Source organism: Burkholderia sp. B10 (genome assembly GCF_004368385.1).
GTDB classification, from domain to species: Bacteria; Pseudomonadota; Gammaproteobacteria; order Burkholderiales; family Burkholderiaceae; genus Burkholderia; species Burkholderia vietnamiensis.
The window spans coordinates 1-21,051 of the sequence record NZ_PQMX01000035.1 but is presented as its reverse complement, the minus strand read 5'-3'; the positions used below and the strand labels follow the sequence as shown (position 1 = coordinate 21,051).

At 63.9% G+C, this 21,051-nt stretch carries 18 protein-coding genes; 7 read left to right on the top strand and 11 right to left on the bottom strand.

The features are described from left to right. Positions 1-205: 205 nt before the first annotated feature. Complete coding sequence (locus C3Y15_RS18250; protein WP_011881125.1) at positions 206-1,129, bottom strand: LysR substrate-binding domain-containing protein; 924 nt, start codon at positions 1,127-1,129, stop codon at positions 206-208. A 118-nt stretch (positions 1,130-1,247) separates the two neighbouring features. Here C3Y15_RS18250 and C3Y15_RS18245 point away from each other — a divergent pair, with 118 nt between their 5' ends. Then, positions 1,248-2,333 carry a tartrate dehydrogenase gene (locus tag C3Y15_RS18245; RefSeq protein ID WP_034193772.1) on the top strand — a complete coding sequence of 362 codons (1,086 nt, stop codon included), beginning with the start codon at positions 1,248-1,250 and terminating at the stop codon, positions 2,331-2,333. A 292-nt stretch (positions 2,334-2,625) separates the two neighbouring features. On the opposite strand, the gene C3Y15_RS18240 is transcribed toward C3Y15_RS18245, so the two are convergent. The 4 genes from C3Y15_RS18240 to C3Y15_RS18225 form a co-directional block, all read right to left on the bottom strand. Then, entirely contained in the window at positions 2,626-3,105 is a 480-nt protein-coding gene (locus C3Y15_RS18240; protein ID WP_045578361.1) for a nuclear transport factor 2 family protein, read from the bottom strand. Between the two features lie 59 nt (positions 3,106-3,164). Then, positions 3,165-3,779 carry a TetR/AcrR family transcriptional regulator gene (locus C3Y15_RS18235; RefSeq protein ID WP_059462441.1) on the bottom strand — a complete coding sequence of 205 codons (615 nt, stop codon included), beginning with the start codon at positions 3,777-3,779 and terminating at the stop codon, positions 3,165-3,167. 720 nt (positions 3,780-4,499) lie between these two features. Beyond that, entirely contained in the window at positions 4,500-5,528 is a 1,029-nt protein-coding gene (tdh, locus tag C3Y15_RS18230) for an L-threonine 3-dehydrogenase (protein WP_011881129.1), read from the bottom strand. Between the two features lie 13 nt (positions 5,529-5,541). Then, complete coding sequence (locus C3Y15_RS18225) at positions 5,542-6,741, bottom strand: glycine C-acetyltransferase (RefSeq protein ID WP_011881130.1); 1,200 nt, start codon at positions 6,739-6,741, stop codon at positions 5,542-5,544. 160 nt (positions 6,742-6,901) lie between these two features. On the opposite strand from C3Y15_RS18225, the gene C3Y15_RS18220 reads away from it, so the two are divergent. The 3 genes from C3Y15_RS18220 (at position 6,902) to C3Y15_RS18210 (ending at position 9,132) form a co-directional block, all read left to right on the top strand. Continuing rightward, entirely contained in the window at positions 6,902-7,513 is a 612-nt protein-coding gene (locus C3Y15_RS18220) for an XRE family transcriptional regulator (protein WP_011881131.1), read from the top strand. 127 nt (positions 7,514-7,640) lie between these two features. Then, complete coding sequence (locus C3Y15_RS18215) at positions 7,641-8,018, top strand: DUF2471 family protein (RefSeq protein WP_011881132.1); 378 nt, start codon at positions 7,641-7,643, stop codon at positions 8,016-8,018. A 100-nt stretch (positions 8,019-8,118) separates the two neighbouring features. Then, positions 8,119-9,132 (top strand): tyrosine-type recombinase/integrase, encoded by a 1,014-nt coding sequence (locus C3Y15_RS18210; RefSeq protein ID WP_046425777.1) that lies wholly within the window; start codon positions 8,119-8,121, stop codon positions 9,130-9,132. A gap of 140 nt (positions 9,133-9,272) precedes the next feature. On the opposite strand, the gene C3Y15_RS18205 is transcribed toward C3Y15_RS18210, so the two are convergent. Next, positions 9,273-10,454 carry a DNA-binding protein gene (locus tag C3Y15_RS18205; RefSeq protein ID WP_069246395.1) on the bottom strand — a complete coding sequence of 394 codons (1,182 nt, stop codon included), beginning with the start codon at positions 10,452-10,454 and terminating at the stop codon, positions 9,273-9,275. A 1,800-nt stretch (positions 10,455-12,254) separates the two neighbouring features. On the opposite strand from C3Y15_RS18205, the gene C3Y15_RS18200 reads away from it, so the two are divergent. After that, positions 12,255-13,619: a replication initiation protein gene (locus tag C3Y15_RS18200; RefSeq protein WP_059476111.1), complete on the top strand. Its 1,365-nt coding sequence runs from the start codon at positions 12,255-12,257 to the stop codon at positions 13,617-13,619. A gap of 95 nt (positions 13,620-13,714) precedes the next feature. On the opposite strand, the gene C3Y15_RS18195 is transcribed toward C3Y15_RS18200, so the two are convergent. Both C3Y15_RS18195 and parA read right to left on the bottom strand, forming a co-directional pair. After that, a complete protein-coding gene (locus tag C3Y15_RS18195) occupies positions 13,715-14,776 on the bottom strand; it encodes a ParB/RepB/Spo0J family partition protein (RefSeq protein ID WP_014724257.1) in 1,062 nt (353 codons plus the stop codon). A 23-nt stretch (positions 14,777-14,799) separates the two neighbouring features. Continuing rightward, positions 14,800-15,462, bottom strand: coding sequence for a ParA family partition ATPase (gene parA, locus C3Y15_RS18190; RefSeq protein WP_059476112.1), 663 nt, complete (start codon positions 15,460-15,462; stop codon positions 14,800-14,802). A gap of 1,064 nt (positions 15,463-16,526) precedes the next feature. Here parA and arsC point away from each other — a divergent pair. Then, complete coding sequence (gene arsC / locus C3Y15_RS18185) at positions 16,527-16,883, top strand: arsenate reductase (glutaredoxin) (protein WP_059476113.1); 357 nt, start codon at positions 16,527-16,529, stop codon at positions 16,881-16,883. Positions 16,884-17,067: 184 nt separating this feature from the next. Here arsC and C3Y15_RS18180 read toward each other — a convergent pair whose 3' ends face one another. Further along, positions 17,068-17,277: a zf-HC2 domain-containing protein gene (locus C3Y15_RS18180; RefSeq protein WP_059476114.1), complete on the bottom strand. Its 210-nt coding sequence runs from the start codon at positions 17,275-17,277 to the stop codon at positions 17,068-17,070. Beyond that, entirely contained in the window at positions 17,258-17,854 is a 597-nt protein-coding gene (locus C3Y15_RS18175) for an RNA polymerase factor sigma-70 (protein WP_011881140.1), read from the bottom strand. The genes C3Y15_RS18180 and C3Y15_RS18175 overlap by 20 nt, the downstream gene beginning before the upstream one ends. Before the next feature lie 361 nt (positions 17,855-18,215). On the opposite strand from C3Y15_RS18175, the gene C3Y15_RS18170 reads away from it, so the two are divergent. Then, positions 18,216-18,770: an NADPH-dependent FMN reductase gene (locus C3Y15_RS18170; RefSeq protein WP_046425781.1), complete on the top strand. Its 555-nt coding sequence runs from the start codon at positions 18,216-18,218 to the stop codon at positions 18,768-18,770. A gap of 56 nt (positions 18,771-18,826) precedes the next feature. Here the strand turns inward: C3Y15_RS18170 and C3Y15_RS18165 are convergent. Further along, positions 18,827-21,051 (bottom strand): hybrid sensor histidine kinase/response regulator (locus C3Y15_RS18165; RefSeq protein WP_243860240.1); only part of this gene is annotated, 2,225 nt, incomplete at its 5' end.

Sequence of the window (21,051 nt, the reverse complement as noted above, 5' to 3'; positions counted from 1 at the left end):
GGGCTTTGAACCCGGTGTCCTGCGCTTGAGCCTTCGGCGTTGGGTTGAGGGCAGGCACAATCGTCAGCCTGCAGGGTGCTTCGCCGCTGATCGCGCGTCGGCGCCCGCCGCAGGCCGTCGCACCTGTACGTGGTGGCAAGTCGGCAGGCGAGCATGATTCGCCGATGCCACTCATGCCCCCGTAAAAGCTCACCTTTCGCCGATTTCAGCCCGCATCGTTGCCCGCCGCGGCATTCAACCCGGCGAGCGCATCCGCCAGAAAATCGACGCACACCCGCACCTTCGCGGAAGCCGCCACACGCTCCGGATACACCGCCCAGATGTTCGCCGGCTGAATTGCGTCCGGCAGCACGCGACGCAACTCGCCGCGCTCGATCAACGGACCCGCTTCCCAGATCGAACGCAGCACGATCCCGCGTCCGGCGAGCGCCCATTGCACGGCCACCTCGCCGTGGTTCGTCGACAACGCGCCGCCGACCTTCACCGTCGCCGTTTCGCCGCGCACGTTCAGCCGCCACACGCCGAGCGGATGGTCGCGCTCCTTGATGGCGAGACAGTCGTGCGACGCGAGATCGGCGAGCGTGCGCGGCGTGCCGCGCCGCGCGAGGTACTCGGGCGACGCGCACAGCACGCGATAGTTCGCCGCGAGACGGCGCGCGATCAGGTGATCGGCGATCTCGTCGCCGATGCGCACGTCGACGTCGTAGCCTTCGCCCACGACATCGACGAGCCGGTCGAACAGATCGAGCCGCACGTTCAGCTGCGGATAGCGCGCGGAAAAATCCAGCAGCGCCGGCGCGACGACATGCCGCCCGAACCCGAAGCTGCTCGAGATGCGCAGCGTGCCGCGCGGCACCGTGCGCGTGGTCGACACGTCTTCGACGAGATGATCGACGTCGTCGAGAATCTTCTCGGCGCGCGCGAACACGCGTTCACCGGCGTCCGTGACCGTCACGCGGCGCGTCGAACGATGCAGCAGGCGCGTGCCGAGCTGCGCCTCGAGCAGCGCGATCCGCTTGCTCACGTACGCGGGCGACACCGCGAGCTGCTCGGCGGCCGCGCTGAAGCTCGTCAGGCGCACGACCAGGCTGAACACGCGCAGGTCGTCGAGGTTCGGTGATTTGTTCACGATTCGTGGAAAGTGGATTAACCTTTCGAGCGATTTTAATCTGAATGGAAATAAATAGAATGGCCGCATGTCCCGCTGCGCACGCCGCGGGCGCCCCTCATCAGTAAAGGAGACTTGCATGTCCGACAGCACCTACAGAATCGCCGTCATTCCCGGTGACGGCATCGGCCGAGAAGTGATGCCCGAGGGCCTGCGCGCGCTGGCAGCCGTGACCGCGCGCTTCGGCATCCGGTTCGAGTTCGAGCAGATCGACTGGGCGAGCTGCGACTACTACGCGCAGCACGGCAAGATGATGCCGGACGACTGGAAGGCGCAGTTGTCGGGCGTGGACGCGATCCTGTTCGGCGCGGTCGGCTGGCCTGCGACGGTGCCCGACCATATCTCGCTGTGGGGCTCGCTGCTGAAATTCCGGCGCGAATTCGACCAGTACATCAATCTGCGGCCCGCGCGCCTGTTCGACGGCGTGCCGTCGCCGCTCGCCGGCCGCAAGGCGGGCGACATCGACTTCATGATCGTGCGCGAGAACACCGAGGGCGAATATTCGTCGGTCGGCGGCACGATGTTCGAAGGCACCGAGCGCGAAGTCGTGATGCAGCAGTCGATCTTCACGCGCCACGGCACCGAGCGCGTGCTGAAGTTCGCATTCGAGCTCGCGCAGCGCCGCGCAAAGCGGCTCACCGTCGCGACCAAGAGCAACGGCATCGCGATCAGCATGCCGTGGTGGGACGCACGCGCTGCCGAAATGGCCGAGCGCTATCCCGATATCGCCGTCGACAAGCAGCACATCGACATCCTGTGTGCGCGCTTCGTGTTGCAGCCGGATCGTTTCGACGTCGTGGTCGCGTCGAATCTGTTCGGCGACATCCTGTCCGACCTCGGGCCGGCCTGCACCGGCACGATCGGCATCGCGCCGTCGGCGAACCTGAACCCGGACCGCACGTTTCCGTCGCTGTTCGAACCCGTGCACGGCTCCGCACCGGACATCGCGGGCCAGTACATCGCGAACCCGATCGCGATGATCTGGTCGGCGGCGATGATGCTCGACTTCCTCGGCAACGGCGCGGGCCGCGAACGCGAAGCGCACGATGCGATCGTCGCGGCGATCGAGGACGTACTGCGCAACGGGCCGCGCACGCGCGATCTCGGCGGCCAGGCGGCAACGCAGGAAGTCGGCGAGGCGATCGCCGCGCGGATCGCCGGCTGATCGGACTCCGTGGAAGGCGCGCGGCGCGGACGATCGTCGGCGGTGAGATGCACGATCGGTCGTCGCGCACCTTGGGCGCAAGGCACGGTGTCGATGTCTGGTCGATACGCGTGCTTTGCGCGTCCGCGCAATCGCACCGTTGGCTGCGAAGATCGATCGGTGAGTCGCCGCGCTCGAGTCGTCACACCGTCGCGCGCTAAAGCCATGTTCTCCCGAAAACGCTCACCTCAGCGCGGCTCCCGTATTCCCTCACCGTTGAACACGAACGCCGCGCGTCTTCCTGCGTGTTGCGTTACAACCCGAGATCGGACAGCCCCGGATGATCGTCCGGGCGGCGGCCCAGCGGCCAGTGATACAGCCGGTCCGCTTCGCGAATCGGCAGATCGTTGATGCTCGCATGGCGATGCGCCATCAGTCCGTTTTCGTCGAATTCCCAGTTTTCGTTCCCGTATGAGCGGAACCAGTTGCCCGCGTCGTCATGCCATTCGTACGCGAACCGCACCGCGATGCGATTGCCGTCGAATGCCCACAGCTCCTTGATCAGTCGATAGTCGAGCTCGCGCGCCCATTTCCGTTGCAGCAGGCCGACGATCTCGTCGCGGCCCGTCACGAATTCGGCGCGATTGCGCCACCGGCTCTGCGGCGTGTATGCGAGCGACACGCGTTGCGGATCACGCGTGTTCCACGCATCCTCGGCGGCGCGCACTTTCTGGCGCGCCGTCTCGAGCGTGAACGGCGGTACGGGCGGACGGACTTCGGGGGAAACGGACATGGGATGCTCCTGTGGAGGGTTCAGGCTGCATGCGGTCGCGCGCAGCCGGTCGGGAAACGCTAATTCGCTGCTCGCGACACCGTGTCGAGCAACAGTTCGGCGGTTGCGCGTGCGTCACGCGCGGCGGTCGGATCACCGTTGACGAGCGCCACGCCGATCGCACCGTCGATCAGCACGAGCCACTGACGCGCGAGGCGCGCGAGCCCGCGGCGCTCGATCGCCGCTTCATCGGCATACGCGTCGAGCCGCTCGCGCACGAACGCGAGCAGCCGCGCCTTGTGCATCCGCGCGACGACTCGCACCGGATCGTCCGGGTCCGCAATCTCGCCGGACGCGTTGAGGAACGCACAACCGTGGAATTCAGGTTGCGCAAACCATTCGCGCAGCACGTCGAACATGCCGAGCAACTGCGCACGCGGCGACTTGCCGCGCGCCAGCGTCGCGTCGACGAACCAGGTCATCCAGCGCGCGTCGCGGCGCTCGAGCGCGGCCACGACCAACGCTTCCTTCGATTCGAAGTTCGAATAGAAGCTCTTGCGCGCGGCACCGGAGCGCTTCACGATCGCGTCGACGCCCGTGGCATGAATGCCGCCCGAGTAGATCAGCGCCTCGGCGGCGTCGAGCAGGCGGTCGCGCACGGGTGGTTCTGGGGTGAGGTCTTGGGGCGTGTTCATGCGTTTACGGTAGAACGATCGTTCTACCTCGTCAAGCTCGGGAGCGAGTACCCCTGCGGCTGGCAGGGCGTTGCTTCGGTCGTGGGATGAGGGGTGGATGCGCGCGAGCGTATTTTTGTAGTGGTCGGTTTCCGGCTCGAGGCAGAGGCGTCGCTTGCGTATCGGCATGCGATGCGATGGGGACTCTTCGAGGTATATCCGGCGTGGATAGTGAACGACCGGACATCGCACTCTGCGATGCCCGAAACGCTGGCTCGTCGTGCCGAGCCTGTCGCTGGAACCGAGGGGGTTGAGCGGTGAGTGGACCGAATCGCAGCCGGCTCACCGCTCGCCGTTCGATGCGGGCCGGCGTGCCTTATGGTGAGCTCGCATACGGTCGCTCTGCTCGCGCTCGACGTGGCGTGGCGAATCGACGGCATGCCGGCGTGATGACGCGGAAAGCATGCGCCCTTCGAGCACCGCAAGTTGAATAGAGGAGTGACGCGTAAGCGCGGCGGCGCGCGAAGCGTTGCCGCCTAGCCGTGACGCATGCATCACGGCCACGGATCAACCACTCGTACATGACGCACGCGCACGGTGATTACAGCGTCATACGAGATGCCATTGCGGCTCCCGAATATCCTCACCTCAAGCGTCTGTCGGCGCGGCAGGCTTCGACAAACGCTCGAGACGAAACGGCGCGGCGGCCGTCAAACGCGCCGCTCGTGCCGCTGCAGACGCTCACGCGGTCCAGTCGAGAATCACCTTGCCGCTTTCACCGGACAGCATCGCGGCGAAGCCTTTCTCGTAATCGTCGACGGCAAAGCGATGCGTGACGATCGGCGACAGGTCGAGCCCACTCTGGAGCATCGCGACCATCTTGTACCAGGTCTCGAACATTTCGCGGCCGTAGATGCCCTTGATCTCGAGCCCCTTGAAGATCACCTGATTCCAGTCGATTGCCGTCTGCGCGGGCGGAATGCCGAGCAGCGCGACCTTGCCGCCGTGATTCATCGCTTCGAGCAGGCTCGTGAATGCGCTCGGCACGCCCGACATCTCGAGCCCGACATCGAAGCCTTCGGTCATGCGCAGTTCGGCCATCACGTCGCGCAGCGACTCGCGCGCGACGTTGACCGCGCGCGTCGCGCCCATCTTGCGCGCAAGCTCCAGCCGATAGTCGTTGATGTCTGTGATCACGACATTGCGCGCGCCGACATGCTTCGCGATTGCGACGGCCATGATGCCGATCGGCCCCGCGCCGGTGATCAATACGTCCTCGCCGACGAGGTTGAACGACAGCGCCGTATGCGTCGCGTTGCCGAACGGATCGAAGATCGACGCGAGATCGTCGGAGATCTCCGGCGGAATCTTGAACGCGTTGAATGCGGGAATCGCCAGATATTCGGCGAACGCGCCCTCGCGGTTCACGCCGACGCCGACGGTATTGCGGCACAGATGCCGACGCCCCGCACGACAGTTACGGCAGAAACCGCAGGTTATGTGCCCTTCGCCGGACACGCGGTCACCGATCGCGAAGCCGCGCACTTCCTGCCCCATCTCGACGATCTCGCCGACGTATTCGTGGCCGACATGCATCGGCACGGGGATCGTCTTCTGCGCCCAGTCGTCCCACTTCCAGATATGGATGTCGGTGCCGCAGATCGCCGTGCGGCGGATCTTGATCAGCACGTCGTTGTGTCCGACCTCGGGACGCTTCACGCGCGTCAACGTGAGACCCGGAGCGCGTTCGAGCTTTGCCAGTGCTTTCATGGTCGCACCTCCGTCAGACGATGCCGAGCGACTTGCCGACGCGCACGAACGCGGCCACGGTCTGGTCGATCTGTTCGGCGGTATGTGCGGCGCTCATCTGCGTGCGGATCCGTGCGCGCCCGCGCGGCACGACCGGGAACGAAAAGCCGATCACGTACACCCCTTCGGCGAGCAGCTTGTCGGCCATGTTGGTGGCGAGCTGCGCATCGCCGAGCATCACCGGGATGATCGGATGCGCGCCCGGCACGAGCGTGAAGCCCGCAGCCGTCATCTGCTCGCGGAAGCGCACGCCGTTTTCGCGGACGCGCTCGCGCAGCTTCGCGCCTTCATCGCTGCCGAGCAGTTCGAGCACCTTCAACGACGCCGCGGCAATGCTCGGCGTGAGCGTGTTCGAAAACAGGTACGGGCGCGAACGCTGGCGCAGCAGCTCGACGATCTCGCGGCGCGCGGCGACGTAGCCGCCCGATGCGCCGCCCAGCGCCTTGCCAAGCGTGCCGGTAATGATGTCGACGCGCCCGTCGACGCCGCAGTGCTCGGGCGTGCCGCGGCCATGAGCGCCGATGAAGCCGACCGCGTGCGAATCGTCGACCATCACCAGCGCGCCGTATCGGTCGGCGAGATCGCAAATGCCTTTGAGGTCGGCGATGATGCCGTCCATCGAGAACACGCCGTCGGTCGCGATCAGCTTGTGACGCGCACCGGCCGCGTCGGCTTCCTTCAGCTTGGCCTCGAGATCGGCGAGATCGTTGTTCTTGTAGCGAAAACGCTTCGCCTTGCAGAGGCGAATGCCGTCGATGATGCTTGCGTGATTCAGCTCGTCGCTGATGACGGCGTCGTTCTCGTCGAGCAACGTCTCGAACAGGCCGCCGTTCGCGTCGAAGCAGCTCGAATAGAGAATGCTGTCCTCGGTGCCGAGAAACGATGCGAGTGCGCTTTCGAGCTGCTTGTGCACGGTCTGCGTGCCGCAGATGAAACGCACCGATGCCATGCCGAAGCCGTCCTGGTCGAGGCCGTCCTTCGCGGCGGCGATCAGGCGCGGATCGTTCGCCAGACCCAGATAGTTGTTCGCGCAGAAATTGAGCACGCCGGCACCGCCGGCCAGCCGCACCGCGGCAGCTTGAGGGCTCGCGATCTCGCGCTCGGTCTTGTAAAAACCGTCCGCGCGGATCTGATCGAGCGTCCCGCGCACCTGGGCGAGAAAGGCATCACGCATCGCAAAGCTCCTGACAGGGTTCGCAAGCCGTCGCACGCCACTCGTGGCGGCAGCGCGACGGGCTGCTACTGTTATAGTCGGTCGTTCGGTTGACCGCATTTATCCGATATTCCGAACTTAAATTCGGAATATCGAACAACTCTAAGCGAACGGAAAACAAATGGCAAGTTCCTCCGCGCCGCGACGCACACCCGCCGGCGCCGCACCGCAGCCGCCGGCCGCGACGCCGCCCCGCGTCGGCGAGCAGATCCAGCGCCTGCGCAACGAGCGCAAGCTGACCCTCGACGATCTGTCACGCGCGGCCGGCGTATCGAAATCGATGCTTTCCGAGATCGAGCGTGACAAGGCCAATCCGACCATCGCCGTTGCATGGCGGCTCACGAACGCGCTCGGCATTACGCTCGACGAGCTGTTCTCGCAACCCAAGGCGCCGGAGACGATCCGCGTGGACGGCCCGCACGACATCCCGACGCTCGCAGGCCACGACGGCCGCTACCAGCTGCGCGTATGGGGCCCGATCGACCTCGCCGGCAAGTTCGAGTGGTACGAGCTGACGCTGCCGAGCGGCGGCGCGCTCGTATCGAACGCACACGAGCCCGGTACCCGCGAACACCTGACCGTGTTGCAGGGTGCGATGGAAATCGAAGCCGCCGCGGCCACCCGACGCCTGAAAGCCGGTGACACCGCCCGCTACCCGGCCGACACACCGCACGCGATCCGCAATCCAGGCAAGGCCGAAGCGCGCGCACTTCTGATCGTGATCCATCGCTGACGCTGCCGATAGTCGGCCAACTGGCCAGTTGCGGAAAATACTGTATGTTTGTACAGTACGAACATTCCGCCACGCATGGCCGGGGTTGGCGCACCGAGGCGCCCGTTCCGGTCGACAGGAGCCTGCGATGACAGAAGAACAAGATTTGGCCGCGCTCAGCTTCAAGGCTGCCGCGCACGACCTCGAACTGATCGTTCGGCACATAGCCGAGCGCTATATCCGCCACGGTGTACCGCTGTCGTGGCGCCTGCTGCACGCCATCGAAGCCGAGGCGCTGGCCGATCTCGGCTTTGCGAGCCGGCACGATGCCGGCATGCGGCAGCTGTTCGAAAGACCGTCGGACATGACCTTTCCCGAGACGGACGATCCGATCGACTTCGGCCGTTCCAACGCCCTGCCCGCGGTGTTCTCGTTCGCGGTGCTAGCGTACGAGGCAGCGGACAAAGCGCAGAACCATGCAGCCCGCGAGCGCGTCCACCGTCCGTCGAAGGCGTGGGGCGACTGATATTCGCCATGAGAAGCGCGGACTGCCGGCGCTCGCCCAGGCTACTGCCCGCGATGTTGCGCAAAGGGCTACCATGCACGCAACTAACGGAATGAATCAAATGTCTCTCCCAACATCCCCCGACACCCCGGCACGCCCTGAGGAAAAGGACTTGTTCGACCGCGGCGCATCCGACTGGATCGTCTCGCCCGACACCGCATTCGACGCGTGGCTTGCCATGCAGGAATACCGCCGCTCATCGGCCGACGTCTATCGCGCACAATGGGGGGCCTTTCTGGCCTGGCTGCGCGCCAATCAGAAAAACCTCGCCACCGTCGATACCGCGTCGATTGCAAATTTCGTCGGCGAACTACCGATCCGAAAAACACAGCGCATGCGCTATTTGCGGTTGATCGAACGCGTGCTCGATCACATCCGGCAAACCGAACTGGCCTCGACCAACCCGGCCCGCTTCATCGCTCAGGATGGCGAAGCGACGTGGCGCCACGCGCGCGACAACGAGCCGACCGGTTTCCTGACGCCAGCCGAACGCGCGAAATTGCTGGCCTACCTGTTTTCGCCCATCGGCGTGTCGGGCTCCGCGTACTGGAAGGAACGTCGCGACCGCGCGCTCGTCGCTGCGTTTCTCGGTGCCGGCGTGAAAACCGGCGAAGCGCGCGTGCTTACTATTAGTTGCATAAACACGAGTGGGACATCGCTGCACATTCCGTCGACGCACCCGGATTTCGCACGTGAAACCCACCTCGCGTCATTTGCGATCGCGCTGCTCGAAGCCTGGCTCGTCGAGCGCAAGCGCCAAAACATCGCCGGCGATCTCGTGTTCCCCGCATCACACGCCGGGCGACCGATGCACAAGGCGACCATGTTGCGTGCGATCGACGCGATCGTGGAATCAGCGGGCCTCGCATCGTCGCGCACTGCGCGCGCGAGTCCGCAGACGCTCCGCAACACGTACGCCGCGGAGCTGTTCGAGCACGATGTACCGCCGGAACGTGTCGGCAAATGGCTCGGCTTCGTGCGGCCCATTTCATCGAACCGGCTGCACCGTGCGTGGAAGAACTGGCGAGAGGAACTCCTCAACGGTGATGAGGCGGATCGGGACGAAACTCACTGAAGGGCGGCCGGCTGCTTACGGGTGTGATCCGTGAGCAGCCTTGATCCACTGGGCCTCACCGTTGCACAGCTCCCGAATAATCTCACCTTGACGGTCCCGAATTACCTCACCTTGCGCGACGGCAGTGCTGCTCTGCAGTGTCAGTCGCGTGCAAACCGCGTAGCTGCTTCGAAACGGGATGGCCAGAATCCCGATGCATGGTCGCATTCGGGGCACGACACTTCGAACCCGTTGTCGCCATGCGACAACTCCGGCTCGCCATCGCAACGCGGGCACCGGCTCGGTACAGGCACCTCGTGATCCAGCGACGTCCCAATTGCGGAAAACGCGTCGGCGTCCAGTTGACCCGCATCAGCCAGACGCCGCATCAGCGCCGAAATCTCGGGGCTCATCCCGCGGCTCGCGCGTAACGTGTTCGCGTCACGCGTTGCGCGCTCGAGCTCGTCGCTCTGGCTGCGCAACTGTTCCTCGAGGCGATCGGCGCGCGCCTTCGCCGCGCTCAGCTGCTGGAGGAAATCGAACTCCTTGCGCTGCACATCGCGCAAGCCGCTCTGATAGGTCGACGCCATGCTGCGTAGCGAGTCCAGCTCCACCAGCATCGGTTTGACCCGGCGTTCGGCTTCGGCTACCGCATCCTTGATTTGCTGCGCGTAATGCTCGGTGCGTTGCTGCAACTCGGCTTGCAGCGCGTCGATTCGGTCGCGCAGCGCAGCGTTTTGCGTCTGCTCGGCATCGACTCGGCCCGTCGTCGCGGCCAGTTCTTTTTCGAGCCGTGCGATGGTGGCGAGGAGTGTGGCTTCGTTCGCCGAGCCGTGCGTCGACTGCGACGCCAGCTGTACTTCCAGTTCGGTCAGGCGCGCCTGCAACTGATCGTTGCGGTTTTCGCTGCGTGCCAGTGCGGCTTCCAGCGTTTCCTGGCGGACCGCGGCGTCGCGTAAACGTTGTTCCGCGTCGACCATGCTCGAGCGGATTTGCTCGCGATCGCCATCGAGACTCTCCTTCGCTGCCTTCAGCGCCTCGTCATAGAGCGCGGTGAGCAAAGCCCCGGCTTTCTCTTCGACTGCTTTGGGAATCGCTGCGCCGTCGAGCTTGATTTTCGACGCGGCGCGAATCCGTTCCCAGAAATGATCGATGTCCTTCGGGATGTCGCTCGCGCTGCCGGTCTGCGTCAGGTCGCGAACGTTCGCGGCCGACGGCCGAATACCAAGATCGAAGAACAGGCGCTTGCACGCGTGTAGCGAGAGTTCCTGGCGTCGTGCACCGCTTGCGCGCAGCGATTCCAGCTCTCGTCGGATAGCTTCACGTATTTCATCCAGCGTCATGATGGAGCTCGTCGGTGTTCGATGTTGCGATCATAACGAAATACGTGTTCTTTGATACCTTATTTGGTTGGTCGTGGCGAATTTACGTCAATTTGTATGGCAGGCGTGGCTGTGCGTCGTTTTCGTCGATAGAGACCGTACATATCGTGAAACAAAGCGAAGATTGACCGCCAAGTCCTTGTTTTATCAGGATATACCGGAGGCCATCAAAAACACCGATATGTTTCACATGCTGGCGCATCTGGGCTACGGTCGGTGTTCGGCGAGTAGCGTCTCTGTGGAAAACTCGGTGAACTGAGTCTTGAGAGTATTAGAAGTAAACACCCTTGAACCCTTAGTTAAAAACGTTAACGCCACCGCAGATCCTTATGCAGCAAGGCTTTCGAGCCGACAAGGTGAAGTTTTACGGGAGCCAAGGTGATCTTCTGCGGGAGCAGAAGTGATGGGGTTCGGGGAGCTGCGTGAGCCGATGCGGGAAAGGTCGTGAGCGGATTCGGGATCACAGTAAAACATCAAATTTGGCCAAGGTGAGGCTTTTCGGGAGCTCGCATCCCCAGAACCCTCATGGCGCCTGCATACACAGTTGTCTGCCTGTGCAGCGATGGGTGAGAACTTGCGGGTTCCGTTTCCCGCCCTGTTTTTGCCCATCTTTTAGGCAATTCCGACAAAAGGTGAGGTTTCACGGGACGTCACAGGTTTTTACTGTGAGGTTTTTCGGGAGTCTACGGTGTTTTTGCACAGAAAAAGTGCGCTCGAGCGCCTGTGGCCGGGGAAAGGTGAGTCTTTTCGGGAGCGAAGTGCGGGGTTTCCGGGCGGGATTCCGTTGAGGTGAGGTTTTTCGGGGGACGAGTCACAGGCCGGAGGAGCACTTCAAAGGTGAGCCTTTTCAGGAGTGTCAGTTGCACAAAAAGGCATCAGAGGTGAGCTTTTTCGGGACCCAGGAGGGTCTTGATTCGCCGGAAAGCCCACGGGAGGCGGCGAAAATCGGTTTTTTGCTGTGCCTCTTTTTGGCAAAGGTGAGATTTTTCGGGAGCGGCCATCGGGGCACCGTGCCGATTCATAGGTGCTACAGGTGAGGTTTTGCGGGAGGGTGTGTCGCCGAACTTGTGAGCCAGAGGATCTCGTAAGTACCGGGCGCGATTGACATTTTTGATACTGCGACGGTTACGGTGAGGTTTTTCGGGAGTGACGTTGGTGGCAGTTCCGACGTCGAATTCGTCGAAAAGGTGAGCGTTTTCGGGAGGAGCGAATACCTGAGCCTAGATGTGTCGGGGATGCCCCGGCTCCTCGCGCACAGTCTGTGGAGTCCATAAGGTGAGCGTTTTCGGGAACATCCGGTTTCCAGGCGCTGTACAATGCGCGCCCGCGGTTGCGAAACGATCTCGGCAGGCTTGTGGGAGCGGTCCTCGGCTGGTATCGCCGTTACGTCGGACGGACTTCGCGGGTGCGGTTTGCGTCGCTGTACATGCATACAGGATCCACAGAAGCATCCGCTGACGTCCCGGTGAGGCACGGGTCCCGCTGAGTCGTAAAATTACGACAAATCGAAAGGTGAGCCGATACGGGAGCAAGTTGCGCACGTGTCCGGCACAGGCGAAAATCTGTGAAGTTAGCGCATCCCGCGACACATCTGGATTGGCCCGAAACGCCGTAAATCCGGACTGGTGAGGGTTTTCGGGAGTCGGTTGGGGTGAGTGCGGCGTGACACGTCCGCATCACCGCGTATGGTGAGCATGTCGTTCTGGACGCACATCACCACAGGCGCTATCCTTCCGTGAAACTTCTCCTCCGACCCGACGCATGGCCACGAAGCGCGCCAAGAAGACCGATGTGGATGTGGTGAGTGCCAGTTCAGCCGAATTGCGGAAGGCCGTCGAGGCGATCGCGATTCAGCCGAAGAGCGGCAAGATCACCCTCCTGACCCGCAAGCTGTTCAATGTGCTGCTCGCCGTCGCGCAGCAGGCCGACGAGTCGGGCGATACCTATCGCGCGCTGTTGTCGGACATCGTCGCCAATTCCGCCTTCGACTCGAACGACACCGCTCTGGTGAAGGAACACCTGCGTCGCATGGTGTCGGTCCAGGTCGAGTGGAGCACCGGCACGTCGAGCCAGAAGCCCGGCCGCAAGTGGGGGATCTCGACGCTGATCGCCGATGCGGAAATCCTCGAGGATCCGTCGACGCGCCGCGTATGGGTCGAGTTCTCGTTCGCGCCGAAGATCAAGAAGAAGCTGCTGGATCCGGTGCAGTACGCGCGTCTGAGCCTGCAGTTTCAGAGCCAGTTGCGCAGCAGCGCCGGCCTGGCGCTGTATGAAATCTGCGTACGCTACCTGACGAACCCGAGCCACCTGACGATGCGCGAGCCGTGGGAGTGGTGGCGCCCGATCCTGTCCGGCACGCCGGACACGGAAGCCGGCGACGAGGCGAAGCGCGAGTACAAATATTTCAAGCGCGACTATCTGCGTCCGGCGATCGCCGAAGTCAATGCGGTCACCAACATCTTCGTCGAGTTGATCGAGCATCGCGAAGGCCGGCGGGTTGCCGAGATCCAGTTCCGTGTGACCGAGCGCAAGCAGCCGATGCTCGCGCTCGACGAGCATCCGAACGTGTTCGACAGCACGCTGGTCGACCGCATGGTGAAGCTCGGGATTCCGCTCAAGGAAGCGCAGACGCTCTACGCCGACAGCGAGGAAAACCGGATTCGCGCGGCGCTGCAGATGACCGAGCAGCGGATGCGCAGCACGACGCTGCCGCCGGTGCGCAGTGCGCCGGCCTTGTTCAAGGACGCGTTGAAGAAGGGGTATGCGCCGCCGGTCGAGTCGGTCGACACGCTGCCGGCCGGCACGCCGTCCATGAAGGCCGTTAGCGCGCAGCCCGACGATCTGAAGGCCCGCCTGCTGAGCGAATTCGCCGCGTTCCGCCGCAAGGAAGCGAAGGTGCTGTACGAGGAGCAGGGCGACGCGGAGCGCGAAGTGGCGCGTGAGTCGTTCGAGGCGGAAGTGTTGCCGACGATGGGCTCGCACCTACGTGACGACTGGCGCAAGCGCGGCCTCGATTCCAAGCTGGCCGAGACGGCGTTTTTCGACTGGCTGGCCCAGAAGACCTGGGGCGAGCCGACGGACGGCGACCTGCTGTCCTTTACCCTGAATCAATCGCGGGCCGCCTGAGGCCCGCCTGCGGCGTCTCCGACTGACCGTGGCCGGCGGCCTCATGTCCAGCGGCGAGCGGGCCGCGCGACTCGAGGCCCTGCCGGCCGGCTCGGTCAATCCGACAACAGCATCCGCTCGAGTTGCTCGAGAATAGCGTCGCGCTTCTCCTTCGGCAGGCCGCGCAGGCGCAGTTCGATGCGATCGTCGCCGTACGATTTGAGGTCGCCCACCGATTTGCCGCCGAGCTTGATCTCTAAGCGCTGCGCATAGCGCTGGCGGCCCGCCGGCTTCGGCGTTTCCTGCGCCGCGACGCGACCTTTGACGATGTCCGATACCTGACGCGTGCTGAGATCGTCGGACACGATCTTGTTGATCAGCCGTAGCGTCGCCTCGGTGCCGCGTGCATTGTGATAGCGGCCGACCTGATACGCCATGTTCGAGCCGAAGCGATCCGGACGCGCGACCATTTCCTGCATGACCGACTCCGGCAGTTTGCCGATCGACAGCGCAACCGCGACCGTCGATTCATCGAGGCCGAGATGTTCGGACAGTTCCTTCTGGCTCTGGAAATGTTTGTCGTCGAGGAAGCGTCGCCACACGACGGCATTGTCGAACACCGTCTGCGAATCGCGCTGCACGTTCAGATCGTAGCCGAGCTTGTAGCTCTGGATCCCGATAGGCACGTCGATCACGATCGCCTTGACCGATTCCTTGTTCGCTTCCTTCAGCGCGCGCACGCGGCGGCCGCCGTCGCTGACGAAATACGAGCCCGGATTGTCGTAGTCGGGAATCACGTGAATCGCCTGCTGCTGACCCTGCTTCGCGAGGTTCACTGCGAGTTCGGCGATCGACGACTTCAGATAGAAATGTCGCGGGTTGAACGGACTATGTTTGATTGCCTTCAGCGGCAGTTCGATCACTTGGCCCGGCGCATAGCGGTGCTCGAGGCGCCAAGCGCGATATTGCGGCGACTCGTCGGTGGACGCGTCGAGCAGGAACTCGGGAGCCGCAGCCTGCTGCGTCTCTTTTCGAGCCGATTTCGTTGCAGCCGGCGTAGCCGTCTCGGACTTGACGATACCGTCGATGGCATTCAGTCGATCAAGCGCCGTGCGCTTCTCGCTCGTCGTGATGTCCGGGCGCGCCTGGAAGCCCTTTGCAAATTGGGAGGGTTTCATGTGAATCCTTTATGCGCATAAAGTCAGGGCAGCATGGCGACGATTTCGTCGGCGCATGCGCGGATTTCCGCGGCGGCCAGCCGCGCGCCGCGATCGTTCATCTGCAGCACGGTCTGGCCAAGCGCCATCGCCTGCTTGTATGCCTCGCGGGTGGGGATTTGCGTCTTCAACAGCGGGAAGCCGAGTTCCTCGAGAGCCCGCTTGAGCTCGCGGGTCAGCATGCGCTTCTCTTCCGTCTTGTTGAGCAGGAACACGGCGCGCAGGTCTTGGTTCATCACCTGCGCCTGCTGGATCAGCTTGACGAGCCCGACGCTCGACCAATAGTCGGCAGGCGACGACGACGTCGGAATCACGGCGATGGAGGCCGCGAGGAGCACGACACCGGAAACCTTTTCCGTGATCGACGGAGGGCAGTCGACGACGATGATGTCGTAGTCGTTGATGAACTTCTTGATCTCGCGATGGATCTGGCCGCCGGCTTCCGCAAGGTTGACGACGGGGAACGGGATACCTGCGTCGCTGTCACCCGATGCACTCGACCAGTGAACCAGTGTGTTTTGACCGTCTGCGTCGATGACGAGGACCCGCTTGCCCTTTTCATGGAATGCCGCGCCGAGATGCATGGCAATCGTGCTCTTCCCGACACCGCCTTTTTGTTGAGTGACTGCAATGATTTCCGCGGCCAATTTTCACTCCTGTTTTTGGTCGTTGGAATTCTACCGCACGACATTTATATTTCAATGAAATTGTGGTTCCGAAGATGCGGGTTAGCCATTTGGCAGGTAGGTTTATGCGCATAAACGGCTGAGGCGACGGGCGGGTAGCCAAGAACGGAGGTTTGGGTCAACGATTCACGCGAATCGTGGGGTCGCCGGAGCGCATTTGGGAGGCGGGTTTATGCGCATAAACGGGCCGGGGCGACGGATGGATAGCCAAGGAGGATGTTCGCGCGCCAGCGATGCGAGCGAACGCTGCAGGTGCTGCGGGGTAGCGTGTTGCTGCCCGAATGGAGGGGGGCCGATTGCCGCCATCGGTACGGTGTTTCCGTAACTGCCAGGTTGCGTCCGGCGCCGCGCGCGAATGCGTGGGTTTGTGCGCATAAACTTCCGCGGCTCCTGGCGACGGCCGACGACGCGCCTTCGGTTCGAAGTAGGCAATGTACTGGCAAGTCATCGAGCCGCCCACGACGGCGGCTGCGGAACGACGACGACAGCAATGCTTGGATTGCTTTCACGGCTCGCCAAACCGCATACGCTTCCGGGCGTTTATGCGCATAAACCGGCGAGCGTGCTTGTCGTCAACGGTCGTTTCCCGGCGCGATATATAAATCGGCCGTCGCGTACGGCACTCCGGTCGCCGGGAGGACACGCTAGGCGGTTGCGCGTCACCCAATGGCTTGGATGACGTATCCGGCGAAGCGCCACACCTCGGCGCAGGGGCGCTCGATGCGCATAAGGCCGGCGTACGGCGCGCTGGCGCGTCATCGTTGGCACTCGCGCAATCATCGAGGCTCGTAGCAATTGCGCGCACCGTTCGCCACATTGGTCGCAACGACTAGGTGAGACACCCGCGGACAGCGCCCCCGCTTTCCGCTTTATGCGCATAAACCCATCGCACAAGCGCCCCCATCTCTCCAGGCAGACGTCTCGCCACGCGAAACGCGGCCTCCCATCCCCTACAGCCTGCCTGAAGCGCTTGCACCGAGACTAGCTACAATACGCCCCTTCCTCTCCCGCAGCCCTTCTGAACGATGATCACGATCTACCACAACCCACGCTGCTCAAAATCCCGCGAAACGCTCGCGCTCGTCGAGTCGTTGAATGTCGCTGGCATACCACTGAACGTCATCGAATATCTGAAAACGCCGCCTACGGTCGAAGAACTGGAAGCCCTGCATCGTCAGCTCGGCTGCGCCGTGCGCGACATGCTCCGCGACGGCGAGGAGCCGTACAAGACGTTGGACCTGGGCCGCGCAAACCTGACGGACGCGGAGGCTTATGAAGCCATCGCCGCGCATCCGGTGTTGCTGCAGCGGCCGATCGTCGTATATGGAGACAAGGCCGCCATTGGTCGTCCGCCCGAGTTGGTGCGCGCGCTTTTCGAATAATTTCTATAACGCATATTCGACATATCACATCAACCAGGCGCATAGACACCCGGTTGATGTGCAGCACGCACCGACTCCACCTGCTCGGGCACGGCACGGCCGCGACGCCTTCAACAACGGCGGCCACAACAGCCCCAAACCCACCACCACGTGCGCTTGTCGACAAAAACGACGACACGGCCCGTCACTCTTCCCCGCCATCCGGCGCACCGCCCTCGCCCCCCGCCGCCGCATGCGCGGCCACCCGCAGCACCGCGATCTGCCCGCGATAGGCCCTGCATCCGCTGCAGCCCGGCAGATGCATGCGCACGCGCATACGCTCATGAAGCGTCAACGGACGGTCGAGCGCATCCGACAGCAGGCGCGTCACGTCCTTACATTTCCCCGGCAGCATCTTCGGTCGTCAGTCCTTTTTCGCTGAGGCACGTGCGCAGGCGCGTGCGCGCCCGATACAGCAGCACGCTGCAATGATTGGCGGTCAATGTGAGTTCGCTGCAGATGTCGTCGATCTCGACATCGAGGAATTCACGCATCATGAATACGCGGCCGATGTTTTCCGGCAGATGGTCGAGACACGCCTGGAACAGCGTCCAGAACTGCCGTTGCTGTAGCAGCGTCTCGGGGCGAGGCCACGGCCGCGGCTTCGTGTGCGCAGCCCAGTGTCCGTTGTCCTGGAACAACTCGCGATCGAGCACGGATTCGCCGTCGAGCTCCGCATCGAGCGCGGTGAGGCTCACCGTCCGCTGCCGCGCGCGCAGGATGTCGACCAGCTTGTTGCGCAGGATCCCGAACACCCAGGTCTTGTGCGCGGACCGTCCCGCAAAGTCACCCGCATGCGACCATGCGGCGGCCAGCGCCTCCTGCACGGCATCCTCGGACGCATCGGCGTCGCGCAGTTGCAGCCGCGCGAAGCGCAACAGGTCGCGCCGCAGTTGGGCGAGATAAACGGGATCGTCGTACGTGGACGGCATGGCGGCGGGTCGAAAGTCTCTTGTACCGATTGCGTCCGGCGAGCCCGGCGCATCGCGGTGCCAGCAGCTTACTGGGCGCGGCACCGCGCGGCAATCTTCCGTCGCGCACTCGCGATCCGTATCGGCCCACTACGCTATGCTTGCCCTAACCCGCGCAGCGTGCCGCGCATTCCGGCGGCGAGCGGTGGGTAACATCAGACCTTAACGGCGAAGTTATCCACAATTTCTGTGGAAAACCTTGTGGAAAGCCGGCCGCCCGGCCCCGTGGGATGGCTCACGGGCTGGCTTGCCTATAAACAGACCTTTGTCGCCTGCTCGGAAGCAATCGAGCGGATTCCCTACCCATCGGAAGGAGAAAGCCATGTCTCATCGCATTGCGGTCGTCGTCGGCAGTCTGCGTCGCGGTTCGTGGAATCGCGCACTGGCGCACGCCGTGATTTCGCTCGCGCCCGCCGATTTCTCGTTCGAGTTCGTCGAGATCGGCGAGTTGCCGCTCTATAGTCAGGATTACGACGCGGATTTTCCGGAAGTCGCGAAGCGTTTCAAACAGTCGATCGAAGCGGCCGACGCGCTGCTGTTCGTCACGCCCGAATACAACCGCTCGATTCCCGGCGTGCTGAAGAACGCGCTCGACTGGGGCTCGCGCCCGTGGGGGCACAACTCGTGGTCGGGCAAGCCGGGTGCGGTGCTCGGCACGTCGCCGGGCGCGGTCGGCACGGCGCTCGCGCAGCAGCACCTGCGCAACGTGCTCGCGTATCTCGACGTGAAGATGCTCACGCAACCGGAAATGTTCATCAAGCACGATCCGTCACGTATCGACGACGAAGGCCGCATCATCAGCGACGACACGCGTACGTTCCTGCAAGGCTTCGTCGACCGCTACGCCGATTGGGTGCGCACGCTCAAGGCCGCCTGACCGCGTTGCCCGTCCCGCGAGCGGCGCCCATGCGCGGCTCGCTCCTCGCGCGCAGGTCAGCGGCCGTCGTGCCGCGCATCGTCGCGCGCTTCGCGAATGCCCAGCAGAATCTCGTCGAGCAGCGCAATGTCGAACGGCTTCGACAGTACGCGTACATTGACGGTGCGCGTGCGGTCGAGCTCCTCGGCGTAACCGGTCACCAGGATCACGGGCAGCTTGTCCGGGCGTTTGCCGACCGCCTCGGCGAGGTCGATGCCGTTCAGGCGGCCCGGCATGTGGATATCCGAAATCACCAGATCGAATGCGTCGTTCGCGGCGACGCCCTCGATCAGGCGCAACGCGTCGTCGGCGGTGGGTGCATAGGTCACGCGATGTCCGAGCAGCGTGAGCAGCGCCTCGGTGCCGGCCGCGACCTCGCCATTGTCTTCCACCAGCAGCACGTGCAGGCCCGTGAGCGCGCCGCCGTCGTGTACCGCGGCCGGCGGCCGCACGACGATGTCCTCGGCGCGCGCACGCGGAAGATAGAGACGCACCGACGTGCCGGCGCCGACCGCGCTGTCGATCGTCGCGAGGCCGCCGGAGCGTTCGCAGAACGCGAATACCTGCGGCAGCCCGAGGCCGGTGCCCATTCCCTGCCCCTTCGTCGTGAACAGCGGCTCGAACGCGCGCGCCAGCACGTCGGGCGCCATGCCGATGCCCGTATCGTCGAGCGAGATCTGCACGAAGTCGCCGGTCAGCGGAAAGCCGTCCTCGCGGCGCAGCGTCACGTTGCGTGCGCCGACCGTGAAGCGGCCGCCAGCCGGCATCGCGTCGCGCGCGTTGACGGCGAGGTTGATGACGGCAAGCTCGAGCTCCGCGACGTCGATGCGCACGGGCCACACGCCCGGCTCGATCGCGACGACCAGCGACGACTTCGAGCCGAGCGACGTCTTCAGCAGTTCACGGCACGTGCCGAGCCACTGGCCGACGTCGATCGTCTCGTTGTGCAGCGGCTGCTTGCGCGCGACGCCGAGCAGCTGGCGCGTGAGCGACTGGCCGTTCTTCAACGCGCGCTCGATTGCGGCGAGTTCCTTGTCGAGCTGCGCGACGCCGCGCCGCCGCACGATCTGCACGTTGCTCGAGATGATCATCAACAGGTTGTTGAAGTCGTGCGCGACGCTGCCGACCAGGTTGCCGAGCGCCTGCATCTTGCGCGACTGCCGGTACGCCGATTCGATCGAGCGCCGCATCGACGCCTCCGCCTGCCAGCGGTCCCACGCCTGCTCTTCGGCCTTCAACCGCTTCAGCGACAGCCAGATCACCCACCACAGCGCGATCGACGGCGCGAACATCGAGATGAACAGCACGCTCAGATGCTCGTACCACTCGTGCCAGATCGCCGAGGTCCGATACGCGCACGTGACGTACACCGGATAGCTGCCGACCTGCCGGTACGCGACGATCTCGCTGCCGGCGTCGTCGTGCCCGACCCGCACGACGCCCGCGCGCGGATCGTTGTGCGGATTGCCGAAGGTGGCCGTGCGATCGGTGTGCGCGAGCGACGGCGGCGGCGGATACGAGGCGATCACGGCGCCGTCGGAGCGCGCGAGCGCCATCGTCATCGGCGTGGCCGAGCCGCCGAGCAGGTTGCGGTAGAACGCATTGAAATACGACGACTTCAGCGCGATCGACACCATGCCGGCGAACGAGCCGTCGCTGTGTCGGCGTGCGACGCCCGTGTTGAACACGGGGATGTTCTCGAGCTTGAGCGGCCCCATCATCAGCCGCGAGATGTGCTCGATGACCTTGCCGTCGCGGATGCCGACGAAATCGTCGCGGTTCGCGATCGACGCGTACGGCGCAGGATAGTAGAGACTGTTCGCGAGCAGCATGCCGCTCGCGCCGAAGATCGACACGGCCGCCACCTGCGGATAGCCGCCGCCGATCGTGTTCAACGCCTCGTGGATGTCGGATTCCTGGCGGCGCACGGTCGCGTCGTCCATGTCCTGCACGAGATCGACGATGCGCGCATCGAGCGTCTCGGTCAGATCGAACACTTTAAGCGCATGTTCTTCCGCCACGCGCACGGTGCGCATCGTCACGTCGCTCGCTGCCGCTTCGCGCGCCTTCAGGTCGTTGTACGCCATCACCGACACGTAAATGCACGGCAGCACGATCGCCGCCACCAGCAGCACGATCAGCGTCACGCGCCGGACCGCAAAATCGTGCTCGGGCGCGCCGGACGCGTAGGCGCCGTCGTCCTGCCAGTCGTCGGCGGGTGTGGCGGCGGGAGGGCGGGAAT